The organism is Paenibacillus sp. J2TS4, from assembly GCF_018403245.1.
Taxonomy (GTDB): Bacteria; Bacillota; Bacilli; order Paenibacillales; family NBRC-103111; genus Paenibacillus_L.
Genome location: NZ_BOSH01000028.1, coordinates 21,634 through 35,488, shown reverse-complemented (window position 1 = coordinate 35,488; position 13,855 = coordinate 21,634). Strand labels below are relative to the sequence as shown.

Here is a 13,855-nt window from a genome sequence, read left to right as displayed (position 1 = left end):
CCTTCTTAAAATGTTTGTGTGGTAACTTTCATTTTACAGGAAAAGACGGTTTTTTTGTGTACATTTTTAACATTCAACAAAAACGGGGCGTCCAGTCAGTTTTCACTGGCTTTCTGGACAGCCCCTTGATCCAGAATGCTAGGCCAATTGGAAAAGATGAACGAGGCCGAAGCCCAACGCAGATAGCAGCACCGATCCGATAAGACCGGCGGCGAACGACTTCATTCCGAGTCGTCTGAACGTGACGAGGTCGACATTTAATCCAAGGCCTGCCATAGCCATAGCAATCAACATATAGGCGACAGTTACAATGCCGTCTGCCACAGCCGACGATATGATGTTCAGAGAATTAATCCCGCTGACGATGATAAATCCTACGATAAACCACGGAATCGGGATCGCTTTCCAGGAAGCTCCTCCTCTGCCTTCCTTCCGCTCAGATCGGCTCGCCCATACTCCAATTAGAATGGCGACCGGGACTAACAGAGCCACCCGTGTCAGCTTGACAATGACCGCCATATCTACGGCATCGCTCCCTACAGGGTCGGCTGCCGCTATAACGTGAGCAATCTCGTGCAAGGTCGCTCCGGAGAAAATCCCATATCCTAAGTCCGATAAGCCAATAACCGGATATAAGAACGTATAGAGCAGTGTAAAGAGAGTTCCCAGAATGGCCACCATAGCTGCTCCGATGGCCGTCTCGTCGTTCTTCGCTTTAATTTGTGATGCAATGGCTACTACGGCGGCTGCGCCACAGATGGCTGTACCGCAAGCGGTCAGAATACTTAGCCGCTTCTCCACTTTGAACAAACGAGCGAGTCCGTATACAACCGCAAGCGCAAAGCAGATAACAATGATCGCCATCAGAAACACCTTGGGACCGGCATGGACGATATCTATCAAATTAAGCCGCATCCCCAGCAAAATGATACCGAGGCGAAGCAGCTTTTTACTGGAGAAATTAGTCCCGGCTATAAACCGATCCGGTACCCCGATGGTTGCTCTCCACACAATCCCGATCAAAATAGCGATGACGAGCTGCCCCATAATGCTCAGGAAGGGAAAGCCCGCCAAAAATTTGGCGGCGAAAGCAATGATTAACGTTAATCCGATCCCTAACGCAAAGCCAATTGTTTGATTTTTCTTATCCTGCTGTGCTAATTGCTGCCCCATAATTCCTTCCACCTTTGCTGCTTATCTCTATTCAAGAAGAACATGTACGTTCTGTACGTTATCCACTATAAGACGGACGGAGCCAAATGTGAAATACCGATATGCTATTCTCATCATTAGTATTTTTTATGATTGCCGTATGCTTCTGGGAATCATCCTCTCGCGATCCGGCCGCGGCTATCATCTCTTCCAGCCAAGCGTGAGGCTTGGAGCATCCGAAGGTGCTGTGACCTTCGGTTAACTTTGGCTCCGTCTGTCAATAAGTAAAACAGCCGTAATTCCACATATCGTGGGATTCCGACTGTATCTAACATACGATGCCTAATCACGATTGCACTGTCAACTGACAACTGTTCTGGTTAATTGGCCGCCGAACGCAAAAATCCGGGCAGCCTGACGTAGGCGACCAGAAGAGCGGCCAGTCCGAAGGCAGCCAATACTAGAACAGGCCCTAAGACGTCTACGATGTGGGCGTTATGAGCGATCACATTTTGAAAAGAATGCTGGGCCCCAGTACTGCGGTGTAAAATGTCCGATCGTCTGAACCACTGTAGGCAGCATAAAAGAAGGTACCCATAGACCGCCGACCATAGCGCCGCCCATTGCAATAGGTGGGCATTTATTTTCGCGATTCTAACCGGAAATAGACCAAACCTCAGCCATTAATGACTGAGGTTTGGTGGAGGTTGATGAGGTTTTGATATCCGGTTATCCAGGCATTCTGTTTCTCAATGGTTGAAGAACTCGTTGGAGCATATTGCCTCCGCGACCTCTGGCCAATCCGACGGCTGTTGCTCCTGCCGCAAGCGCCAATGCCGACATCATCCATGGATTCCGCCATCTAACGGCATTTCGCCGATTGCGGCCTCTAAACCACGACATCATCCACTGCATCCTATTTCACCGCCTGATTTGGGATTATTGATCAATGTTCAGTCGCTGAACATTACTAGTTTGTAACGAAGTCGAGGCGGACATGTAGATGAACTTATTCCATATCTGCTATTCAATAACTGCGACAAACTAAAAGCACAAAAAAATCTTACAAAAAATGCAGAGCCCTTATAAAGGCTCTGCATTATTTACATCTTCGCTAATTGTCTGCTGGAATGCCCTGCTTCTGAACAGCTATTGGAATAATGACTCATCGATCTTCTCCAGAGAGTAACGGCTTGCCGGTCCTGGAGTGCGGTTGATCCATTTCCCTTTAGTAAAATCGGGGATACTGACCGGTGCGCTGCCAAGGACTATGGACTGCTCCGACAATACTGTAATCGCCATCCATACCGCTGTATCGTAGACATCAATCGGAGTATCCGTCCCATTCTTTATACTTTCCACAAATGCTCGAAGGACCAGATAGTCCATTCCTCCATGGCCTTCCCGGACTCCTTCTTCCTGATATTGCTTCCAAATCGGATGATCGTATTGTTCGCGATAGCCGTCGAAGGATTCCCATTGATGCGCCGGGCTTCTTCCTTCGATATGAATCGAGTTATTATCCTCCATCCATAACCCTTTCGTTCCCTGTACTCTTCCGGCTCTGGAATAAGGACGAGGAAGGGTGGTGTCGTGGATAAGCTGTATCGTTTCTCCATGGGCGCATTTGATCATCGTCGTCACGATATCCCCCTGGGCAAATTCGAGCTTCGCTATAGGATCTTGCTCTCCCAGATGGTCAACCGCCCATTGACGGATGCCGCGAGCCTTAGTGGACATCGAGGTGAGAGTCAACAAGCGATTGCCTCTGTTAATATCCAAGCATTTGGAGATCGGACCCAGCCCATGAATCGGATACAATTCCCCGTTACGGTTCAAATAATTACGAAAGCGGTTATGCCGGTTTTGTTCTCCCAGCGCTACTTCATCGCGCAAATCATGCTGGTACCCACATTGACAATGAATCAGTTCCCCAAGCAGGCCCTGCTTGACAATATTCAGCACGGCCAGTTCATCGCGTCCGTAGCAGCAATTCTCGAGCAGCATGCAAGGCAAGCCGGTTTGCTCAGAGGTGCGCACAAGCTCCCAGCATTCCTCCAGAGAGGCCGCTCCCCCCACTTCGATGCCTGCATATTTTCCAGCCCTCATAGCGGCAATCGCGATCTCGGCATGAGTATTCCATGTCGTCGCTATAATTACTCCTTGCAGATCATCACGTGCAAGCAATTGCTTATAATCGGCGTAGTCTTCCGCCTTCCCTCCGGCCTCTTCCACTAATTCGATTCCCATTTGGCGTCTGTCTTCATATACATCACATATCGCCGGGATTTCGACATCCTCCATCCCCAGCAATAATTTCAACAAGCTTCTTCCTCGACCACCTAATCCAATTACAGCAAGTTTCGTTGCGGTTTTCCCAGATTCGGCCATTATTATTTTCCCCTCCGCTAAAGGCATGTTTACTTAATCCTATTTCGTTTTGCCGCCAAAAAGAAGCGGTTCTCTTTTTGTATGTAGCTTGGCTAGCAATCCCATTATATCAATTTAGCTGAGTTTTTCGTAGTTCTGTTGCGATAAAAAGCAAGGGAAAATAACTGTCCATATTTCTTCTCTCCCATCCAAGAACATTTGCCAAAAGTTACACCTTAGCGTTCTGTAGAATATAAAGGGTTCGATAAGCAAACAATGAGAGAAAGTACTGTAAATTTTCGCTCAAGGTGGATACTGAATAGATGGAAATTTTGAGGACAAACGAATTACTGCTGAGAATTCCTGGCCTTCATCATTTTATTTATTGTTACGCGGCTTCTTGGAAAAAACAGATGGGCATTTGACCTTTTTTAACTACGTCACCGGAATTGCACTTGGATCCATCGCCGCAGAAGTCATCGTGAATAATCAAATAACGGTCACCAGAGGAATGGCCACTCTTGTGTTGTGGTCTTTCTTGACATTCCTGACTGCCGAAATTCAAAGCGACGGAAGCCTTCATACAGATAAAAGGACCGATTTACTCTAGGGAGGAATCTGACCGAGGAGGAATGGATTTTGCCACTACATAGTGAAGATATTCAGATGAAATTGTATCAATCCGGCGATGAGGCAGCGAAACTGTTACCGGTATCCTTCGACGAATGGGAGCAACGGGCAAAGGAAATTCTGGCCGCCGGACCGTTTGGCTATGTTTATGGAGCAGCGGGTGCTGGTGATACGAATCGAGGGAATGTGGATGCCTTTCAAAAGTACCGGATCCGGCCGAGAGTTTGTTGTGATATTACCGACTGTGATCTTTCTATCTCGTTATGGAACAGCAAATTTCCCGTCCCCTTTCTATTGGCTCCCATTGGCGTCAATACGATTCTGCATCATGAGGGCGAGTTGGCTCCTGCCAGAGCAGCGTCCAAGCTGGGTGTGCCTTATATTCTTAGCAATGTTTCCAGCATTCCTTTAGAAAAAGTGGCGGAAGAAATGGGCAACGGGATCCGCTGGTTTCAACTATATCCCCCAAAAAATCGCGACCTGACGATAAGTTTTCTGCAGCGTGCTGAAGCTGCAGGGTATTCGGCTATTGTCGTCACCGTGGATTCTACTCTTCTAGGTTGGCGTGAAACGGATTTGCAGAATGCCTATCTGCCTTTCCTTACGGGTCAAGGAATGGGAAATTATTTCTCAGATCCTGTATTCCGCCCTATGGTCGGCAAGCCTCCTGAACAAAATATGGAGGACGCGGCAAAAATAGCTTTGAAGGAAGGGAATAATACGTGCTTCACCTGGAAAGAGCTGGACTTTATTCGCAAGCATACTTCGTTGCCCTTGTTGATTAAAGGAATAACTCATCCGGATGATGCTATCATGGCTTTGGAGCATGGCATTGATGGTCTGATTGTATCTAACCACGGAGGACGCCAATTGGATGGAGCGGTAGCCACTCTGGATATGCTGCCCCTTATAAAAGAAGCTGTGAAAGACAAGGTTCCGGTCTTAATGGACAGCGGAATTCGCAGAGGCGCTGATATCCTCAAAGCTATAGCTTTAGGGGCATCTGCCGTTCTCATTGGACGCCCGTATGCCTATGCATTGGCCGTTGCGGGAGAAACCGGGGTGCAAGAAATGATCAAGCATCTGATCGCGGAAACCGAATTACAGCTGGCTATATCCGGGAGAAGTTCAATTCCAGAGGTGGACTCTTCTCTTATTATTAGAGAGCCATGATTTCTCTATATAATTTGCAGACAAGGGCTGTTTCTCAGGTCATTCCATACCATGAGACAGCCCTTCGTTTATTTTTTTGCAGAGATTTATTATAAAGGCGTGGGGGTTACTCCTATGAGCTAACAAAGTACCTCTTAAATAAACAGAGAAGAGTGCCCACTTCTACATGCATAAGGTAAAGGAGTTTCATAAATGGTACAAGCTTAGTATATCTTTGCTGCTAACGCTGCGTTTCTTTTCGATTGCTGCATTTTCGTCAGGTAAGGCAAGATCATGGAAAAGTTCCTTCACTTAAATCGTTGAAAAAAACAATCAAATAGTAAAATAACACATTATGGAAAGGCAAACTCAAGAATACCATACTAACGTTTGTATCAGGGAATGCAACCATGATGGGAGGTGAAACGAAAGTCCTCAATCTTAGCCTGGTACAAAATCTTCAAAGGATCGGCATCTTAGAATAGAAACGAAAATTTATGGGTAAGGAGATGATTGTCTGTCACAAGTCGGGTTTACATCCAAAAAAATGATGAACGTTATCCTTATTTTTTCTCTTGTCTGTTTACTATTCGGGCCGACCGTGAATGGCGCTGCGGTAAATGCCAGCTATGAGGCTGCGGACGGGGCGCAAGATCCCCCGACAATCGGATGGACTCAAGTTCCCTTCAGTTATTACATCCAGAAACCATGGGATCTGGATTTGAGCGAGCGTTACCATTACGATGCAGCGACCGATACCCATACCATGTGGGTATATAACACGGACAAACCATTTAAAGAAGGAAATACAACAGATCCCCGGACCGAGATGCGCTGGTATAACGAATATTCGACAGGTGAACACATGTGGGAAGCAGATGTCTATATCGAAGAAGGGTCGGTCGGATCGTCAGTGATGCAGATTTTGCGGATAAACAGGCCGGCGGGTACGCCCGCAACCGACATCATGCTGGTGGTTCACCCCGACAACACGGTTAGACGTTATTTTAGCGATCCTAATGGCGCACTCATCAAATCCAATGTGTATAACAACTGGTGGAACCTAAAGGTTGCTCATAATGCTGATGACGGAACCATTCGAGTCTATGCTGATGACGAATTGGTTCTGACCGTAGAAGATCGCGGGCCGGCGACACGTCACTTTAAGAACGGAGTTTATGGAGTGGAAGGACGTTCAGAAACAAAGTTTCGCAATCTGAAGTACTGGGTCAAATAAGCCATATAATATCTGAGAACGGGTCCATTATATGTTCCCCTTACAGCAGGCAGGTGAAATAATAAAACCTGCTGCTGTAAGGGGAGAGTTCACCTGCTAATTTGTAATCGTTATTTCGGTAAGCGGAGCAAAAATCGTCCATTGTTCATCCACAAACTCAAACTGGTAAAACGCCTGCACCCAAGTATTTCCTACTCCTAAAGCGGTAATGTCCTGATCGTTTGGACCAATGGCGATCAAGTTCGATGGATCTCCCAACGATCGAATCATTAAGGTTGCAGGCTTATTGGATTGCGACTGATATCGTATCGAGCCGGATAATGAATTCGTTTGCCCAACCTTTAATGATATTTTCGCCGGAGCATCAACCGAGATCGGGAATTCGGAGAATTCTTTCGGGTTATCTGCTACGGTACTAAATGGCCAGGCGAACGTAATTAGCCCGCGATGCTTAACAAAGTTCACAAACTCCGGTGTCATTGAAACACTTGGGTTAAAATGGACATTTGCCTTAAGGGACTCTCTGACAAACCTATCCGCATGCCCGAGAGGATTCTCTGTTGGCGCTGGTCCATTATGAATATAGACAAGTCCAATTTCTTTATTCAGTTGCCGGACCGTCTTTAATTCACTTAACCTAAAGCTGATTATAAAAACGTCTTGCTCTAGACGATGCTTTTGGACGAGATCCATAATCTTCTGCTCCAAATGCGGCGCTTTTATTTCCAAGAATAGAGCTATCTCTCTTGTTTTCTGTTTGGACTTAGCCCATACCAGTAACTCTTCAAGGGTCGGAACTTCGACAGGGTCTTCCGGATGGACATAATTTGCATTCAACTCTTTCAATTGGGCTAGAGTCATATCCCTCACTTTGCCCGTTCCATCTGTTGTACGGTCGACATTGTCATCGTGCATTAAGATGAGATGGCCATCTTTAGTTTCCAGTATGTCAGCTTCGACGAGATCAGCGCCGGCCCTCCACGCTTCTTCAAAGGCGGGGATCGTATTTTCCGGCACTTGATGCATCGCCCCCCGATGTCCCCCTATGATTGGGCGTTGGGTGATTGTATTTTCCGGATATTGGCCCAAAGAAGCGATAGCCGCCTGCGGATTCTCTGTTACTAGACCGCTCACCCCTAGAGCAATCAAATCATGGGCTTCCATCTCATCCTGCCCGCCAGCGCTCCAGACCGTTAGCCCACGAACCCGCAAATAATGAATGATCTCATTCGTTAACTGTTTAGGGTCCAGCATAACCATCGTTGCACCACTTTGTCGGGAAGCAATGACAATCTTCTTAAGTTGTTCTTTATTTAAGGGCCCGGAATAAATAAGTCCTCCCCTCAGTTCCGGGTTCAATTCCCGTATATTCGCAATGATCTGCTCATCTGTTGAAACAATATGAGCATCCGTCATATTTTTTTCATCTAACAGAATAACGATTTTTACTGCCGCTTCAGGAGTATCTACTTGGATTACCGGTATTAAATCATCCTTAATGAAGTCCAGAGCTTCGGATAATAGAGGGACCCTCTGCCCGGCAAATTCCGGTGAAAACCAGCTTCCTGCGTCTAGATTGCGGATCTCATCCCATCGCTTCTTATCCACACGCCCTTTGCCATTGGTGGTTCGATTGAGGGTTTGATCCTTCATTAGAATAAGCTTGCCATCTAACGTTTCTTGCACAGGCAGCAGGATTTGACTTGCTTCTGTTTCCAACAGCTTTTCCATAGCAGCTCTTGTGTTTTCCGGTGCGTTCATAGCATCCCCGCCATTAGCCAAGACGGTTGGAGGAACTACAATTCCGGTTTGGGGCTCTCTCGCAACCAAAACATCTTCTCTTAATGTCCGATCAGGAATCCGGCTCTCATCGGCATTTGGCCCAAATAAGAGCGTACCCGGAGACGGTTCGGGCTGACTAACAAAATCGACAGCGCAGTTATTCGTATCTACCCCATTCCATCTCTCTATCGAATGACCGTTATTTCCATAGATGGTTGTTTGGTATGGGGTCACTCCAGGGAATGGAGCCGGATCCTTCCATACCACCGCATCGATAATTTGCATCTCCCGGTCATAAATAAGTGCCTGATCGCCCGCATTTGCGAGTCTGACCGTTCCCGTGGCCCAAGCTGTATTTTTCTCCAAGACCGGGACTTCCGGCATCGATTCCTCTAATTCAAAATCCGGAATGACATCATAACGATCCTTAATTCCTTGAGCATTACCCGCTACCACGATAACCTGGAACGGATCGATATACGTCCCCTCCGGAAACTTAAACATTCCTTCTCCCGAGCTTGTAAATTTAGGGAATTCGGAATCTCCTATAGAATACCCGCTAATATCTATCCGCTGATCACTAATGTTCGTAAATTCAATAAATTCCCCCGTATCTTCATCATGGATGGCATCGTACAGAACTTCCGTAATAAGCAGAGTATTGCTGATGACCGGGCCGGGAAACGGCCGCGGCTCCTCATCCTTGAACTCGTAAGTTCCGGGAGTCGGTTCCAGTGGCCAGAAATCAATAGATGCATCCCCAGTCGTGTACACTCTTTGAAGGGATTGAATATGCTGGGTTATCCCCGGGGCCGCTTTATAAGTTACCCCATTCCATTTCCCGTTTTTAATATACGGGACATAGTCTACCATCTGTTTATTGGCATTCATTAAGAAAACATCATCCCCGGCTTGCGCAAGCACCAAATATCCTGTGGCCCAATCACTAGGCAGCAGGGTCCGGACTTCTGGATTTTCCTGTGGATTGTAAGTGGGATGATAAGGAAGCTCATAATCGGCTGTAAAATTGTACCTCTCTTTCACAATAATGGCCGATTAGGCAATAACAATCGATTCCCAAGCTCCTATGACGGATCCTTCCGGAAATCGAAACATTCCTTCCGAACTTCCCTGTACAGCCGCATCTCCAAGATAATATCCACTAATATCCAGTGCATGGTCACTAGCATTGGAAATTTCTATATATTCCGCCCCGTCGTCATTCCCAGGTGCATCGTACATAATTTCTGTAATAAACAGAGGAGTGCGCCCATTGCCGATTTCACTGGCGTATATAGTCTGGCCGGTAAAGGGAATAGACAGAATCGCTGCTGCAGTCAACACACATAGCATCCTATTAGTTATCTTTCTAAGCCGAGCTATGAACATCATGGATTACCTCCAATCATAAAATCAATAGATTTTTGATCAGTCATTTAACTCCGGTACTAAGAAAGCTGCTAATAATATGTTTTTGGACTACCAAATAAGCCAGAACGGGTGGAATGGATGCTAAAGTGGCAACCGCCATCATCGGCCCCCATGAAGTCCCTCCCTCGGAATTAATAAATAATTGTAATGCTAAAGGGATGGTGAACATCTTCTCATCATTAATGATCATCAAGGGCCAGAAGTACTCGTTCCACACATTAATAAAAAATATAATTCCAATCGCTACTATCATTGGCCTGACCGCAGGCACCACGATCAGCCACAGACGCTGCCAGTCACTCGCCCCTTCCACTTGTGCGGATTCCAGCAGCGCTTTAGGGATGGTCCGAAACGATTGCCGCAGAAAGAAAACGCCCATTCCGTTAGCCAGCTGTGGCAAAATAATGGCTGCATAACTGTTTAGCAGCCCCCATTTGCTGAGCAGCAAATAATTGGGCAGCATGGTGACCAGTACGGGAATGAGCATACTGGCCACAATGATATAGAATAAAGATTGTCTTCCCCAAAATCGGAATTGAGTCAGGGCATAGGCGGCCAATATGCTCGTGAACAGTTGAAACAGGGTGACTACTACCGCTACGAAAAACGAATTGAAGAAAAAACGGGACATAGGCGTCGTGACTATAGCATGAATAAAGTGTTCAAAGGTGACAGGCAGAGGAATCGGGTTTAAAAAATCGGAAAAGATTTGTCCCGTTTCTTTTAATGAAGTGCTCACCATCCAAACCAGCGGGAAAAAGCTGAGTAACAGCGAGATAACGAGTAACAAATGCCAACCGTTTATGTTAATTTTCATAGTGCACCCTCCGCTCCATCACAAACGCTTGAAAAATAATTAACCCGCTGAAAACAAGGAACGTTAAGACGGAGACGGCAGATGCGAGTCCGCTCTTGAAGAACTGAAAGGCGAACTGATAAACGGTATACACGAGATGGGTTGTCGCTTGATCCGGACCACCGTTCGTTAACATTTGGATCGGAACGAACGACCATTGGATGCCGAAAACGACTGTAATAACAAAAACAAACAACAGGGTGCCGCTTGACAGCGGAATATAGATTCTCCTAATTAACCCCATGCTGCTTCTGACTCCATCGATGCGGGCAGCTTCTACTACATCCTGCGGAACAGCCAGAATTCCCGACAGCAACAAAATAAAATGATAACCAAAAGTCTTCCATGAAGTTATCACTACTATAGAGATCAAAGCCCATTTAGGATCGGATAACCAATTGATGCTTGGCAGGCCAACTACCCCTATTAAATGGTTCACTGATCCGCTGATCGGATTGAGCAGCCACAAAAATACTATAGAAGATACAGCCAGGGATAATACGGTTGGAACAAAGATCGCACTTTTATAGAATGCCTGTAATTTGCCGTGGACTCGCGTAACGGCAAAAGCAACAAGGAAAGGGGCAACAAGCAATAGCAACAAAAGCAAAAAAGTGTAGACTCCTGTATTCCATACCGACTTCCAGAACTCACTGTTGGTCAGTAAATATTTATAATTGTCGAATCCGACCCATTTGCGGTTGGGGCTCACCATATTCCAACTGAGAAAGCTGATTTCCATTGATTTAACAAGCGGATAATACACAAAGACCGCTATAGGGATAACTGCCGGGGCCAAATATAAATAAGGTTTTATTTTGCGAAATAACGTCATTACACCAGCCCTATTCTTCTAATTTCTTGAACTTTTGCGGCATGTTCCAACAGCAACTCCGTAGTCGTCTCCGTATTGTATTCAAGAATCATGTCAATCTTATGCTCTGTCTGATCCAATTCCTTCCATATCCCCTCCCATTCGATAGTCCCTTCCCCCATGGGAAGATGATCGTCGGCCAAGCCATTATTATCATGTAAATGAACGGCTGTGAGACGCGTGCCCAGATGGCGGATGATCCCCGGTATATCCCACCCGTTAATATGGGCGTGCCCCACATCAATCAGAGCCTCAATCGACGGAATTTCAGCGAACAACTGCACGAATTCTTCCGGATCATAAAGAACGGAATCATGGAACCCCACATTTTCTACCAATACCTGGACCCCTAATTGTTGTCCCAACTCTCCTAACCGGGAGATATAATGCTTCGAGCATTGCTGCGATCCTTGCCGGTCGAATATTGGCGTCGATTGCAAATTGGGGTGCACGACTGCATGCTTGGCACCTATGGAGGCGGCCCATTGTAAAGATTGCTGGTATACCTCGAACGAATACTCCGAGAGGGCCCGGTAGCGGGAACAGGCTAAATTGAGGTCAAAGATAGGGGTATGCACACTGATCGGCCCCGGGAAAGAAGCGTATTTCCCCCGCCCCTTCGACCAATCTATCGGATGCCGGCACCAATCCGCCCCTTCCGCTACAAGTTCAATACCGCCATCCCATTGCTTCAGTAATTCATCTACTTTGTCTTCATCTTTCAAACAGGGAAGCATATTAATATAAATCGCCATACTGAACACTCCTTATTATTTGGGTTCGGTTACTTCAGTAACTCTCTGATTCGATCCGCAGCCTTGGTCAGAGCTTCCTGCGCACTGCTCGTTCCATTAAGAATTTGATCCCTGGCGTCAATAAGAGCTTGCTCCGCCTGCAATCCGTCTTCTCCCGGGAAGTTGGCCCATTGTACAGTGGAATCTTTTTGTTCGATTGCTGCTCGCATGAGCGGATTGGATTCGAGGAACGGCTTCAATCCTTCCGGATCTTCTGCTACTCCTTCACGCGGAGGCAAGTAACCGGTTCCTTCCACCCACTTGGTTAACGCTTCGGGAGATTGTAAATATTTAATAAACTCCCACGCTGCCTTCTGCTTATCCGAATTTTGTGCAAAAATAACTAGCGAATTGCCACCGGCCGGAATCGATCTCGGCTTGTTTCCAAACGTGGGGGACATCGTTGTCCGAAGGTCAAATTGACTTTGTTCTTTAATCCCGCTCATTCTTCCAATAGTCGTGTACAGCATGGCAATTCGGCCATTCCCAAAAGCTTGCTGCCCTTCTTCCTGTTTGGCATGAAAAGCAAGCTTCTCCTTAACCATGTCTCCAACCATTTGATATGCTTCTATAGCCTCGGGGGAATCTACCATTACTTTTAGCTGATCGCCTTGCCCCTCTAGCCAATTACCTCCATTAGATTTGACTAAAGCATACTGGGCCCAGTTATCCGGCGGTTCTTGAATATACAATCCGTAATTTCCTGTCTGATCCCGTATTTTTTTACTTAACTCGATGACTTCTTCCCATGTTGCCGGCGGTTTATCCGGATCCCATCCTACTTCTTTGAACAAGTCTGCATTATAGTACAGAACCGGATTGCTCAATCCATAAGATAAACCGACCAAGGTACCGTCATCCGCACGGCTAAGATCCGTAATATTCGGCAAGAAATGATCTTGAATAAAATTAGGCTCCTCTTTATCCATAGCCGCAACTTCCTCAATCGGGGTGTAGGGCAAATTACCATTCACATAGGATAGAAAGTTGTATCCCATCATAGCCACGTCAGGAGGATTGCCCCCTGCGATCGCTGCTTGTGCCTGCTGGATTACGCCTTGATATTGGTTGGGAATGTATTTTCCCACTACTTGGATGTTCTCATGTTGATCATTGAAAGAATCGATGATTTTTTTGACCTCATTCCCTCCCCAGTCGTTGGAATTGACATGCCAGTACTCAATAGTCACCACCTTGGAGGATGGATTTGAGGCGCCGTTCATTGATGAAGAAGAACAACCGACAGTCGCAGCTATTAGTGGTATCGTTATTAAACTTCCCTTTAAAAACGCTAACGTTCTTTTCATCTTTCTCCTCCTTAAAATCGTTACGCACAACTAATTAAAACGCTTTCAAAATTGGACCAAAATAGAACAGACCTGCCGATCCTGTAATGGAACGATTGAGATCCGCGGCATAAGGGATAGCTTTCTAATATATCACTAACAATCAAATAATTGGGATCGCCTCAAAAAAATCAATGCTTATCACCTCCGCTCAATAATATTCACTTATGCGTATTTATGTTTATTTATGTTCATGAACATAATACAATGGCAACATTTAACAGTCAACAA

The 13,855-nt window shown here is 46.2% G+C and carries 11 protein-coding genes; 2 read left to right on the top strand and 9 right to left on the bottom strand.

Annotated elements, in window-relative coordinates:
- Positions 1-138: 138 nt before the first annotated feature.
- The 3 genes from KJS69_RS29075 to KJS69_RS29065 all read right to left on the bottom strand — a co-directional run bounded on the left by KJS69_RS29075 (position 139) and on the right by KJS69_RS29065 (position 3,543).
- On the bottom strand, positions 139-1,173 hold the full coding sequence (locus KJS69_RS29075; RefSeq protein ID WP_213587699.1) for a YeiH family protein: 1,035 nt from the start codon (positions 1,171-1,173) through the stop codon (positions 139-141).
- A gap of 708 nt (positions 1,174-1,881) precedes the next feature.
- Positions 1,882-2,058 (bottom strand): hypothetical protein, encoded by a 177-nt coding sequence (locus tag KJS69_RS29070; protein ID WP_213587697.1) that lies wholly within the window; start codon positions 2,056-2,058, stop codon positions 1,882-1,884.
- Between the two features lie 243 nt (positions 2,059-2,301).
- Positions 2,302-3,543 carry a Gfo/Idh/MocA family protein gene (locus KJS69_RS29065; RefSeq protein ID WP_213587695.1) on the bottom strand — a complete coding sequence of 414 codons (1,242 nt, stop codon included), beginning with the start codon at positions 3,541-3,543 and terminating at the stop codon, positions 2,302-2,304.
- Between the two features lie 618 nt (positions 3,544-4,161).
- On the opposite strand from KJS69_RS29065, the gene KJS69_RS29060 reads away from it, so the two are divergent.
- Entirely contained in the window at positions 4,162-5,325 is a 1,164-nt protein-coding gene (locus KJS69_RS29060) for an alpha-hydroxy-acid oxidizing protein (RefSeq protein ID WP_213587693.1), read from the top strand.
- A gap of 526 nt (positions 5,326-5,851) precedes the next feature.
- Complete coding sequence (locus KJS69_RS29055; RefSeq protein WP_213587691.1) at positions 5,852-6,541, top strand: polysaccharide lyase family 7 protein; 690 nt, start codon at positions 5,852-5,854, stop codon at positions 6,539-6,541.
- A 96-nt stretch (positions 6,542-6,637) separates the two neighbouring features.
- Here the strand turns inward: KJS69_RS29055 and KJS69_RS29050 are convergent, their stop codons facing one another.
- Genes KJS69_RS29050 through KJS69_RS29025 form a run of 6 tightly spaced genes read right to left on the bottom strand, consistent with a single transcriptional unit; the run spans position 6,638 to position 13,585 of the window.
- Positions 6,638-9,367 (bottom strand): glycerophosphodiester phosphodiesterase family protein, encoded by a 2,730-nt coding sequence (locus KJS69_RS29050; protein ID WP_213587689.1) that lies wholly within the window; start codon positions 9,365-9,367, stop codon positions 6,638-6,640.
- A gap of 12 nt (positions 9,368-9,379) precedes the next feature.
- Complete coding sequence (locus tag KJS69_RS29045; RefSeq protein WP_213587687.1) at positions 9,380-9,715, bottom strand: lamin tail domain-containing protein; 336 nt, start codon at positions 9,713-9,715, stop codon at positions 9,380-9,382.
- Positions 9,716-9,755: 40 nt separating this feature from the next.
- The gene (locus tag KJS69_RS29040) at positions 9,756-10,571 is read right to left on the bottom strand and encodes a carbohydrate ABC transporter permease (RefSeq protein ID WP_213587685.1); all 816 of its coding nucleotides are present in this window, start codon (positions 10,569-10,571) and stop codon (positions 9,756-9,758) included.
- Positions 10,561-11,445, bottom strand: a complete 885-nt coding sequence (locus KJS69_RS29035) for a carbohydrate ABC transporter permease (protein WP_213587683.1) — start codon at positions 11,443-11,445, stop codon at positions 10,561-10,563. The genes KJS69_RS29040 and KJS69_RS29035 overlap by 11 nt, the downstream gene beginning before the upstream one ends.
- The gene (locus KJS69_RS29030; protein WP_213587681.1) at positions 11,445-12,239 is read right to left on the bottom strand and encodes a sugar phosphate isomerase/epimerase family protein; all 795 of its coding nucleotides are present in this window, start codon (positions 12,237-12,239) and stop codon (positions 11,445-11,447) included. Before KJS69_RS29030 ends, KJS69_RS29035 begins: the two co-directional genes overlap by 1 nt.
- Before the next feature lie 29 nt (positions 12,240-12,268).
- Positions 12,269-13,585: an ABC transporter substrate-binding protein gene (locus KJS69_RS29025; RefSeq protein WP_213587679.1), complete on the bottom strand. Its 1,317-nt coding sequence runs from the start codon at positions 13,583-13,585 to the stop codon at positions 12,269-12,271.
- Between the last annotated feature and the right edge of the window lie 270 nt (positions 13,586-13,855).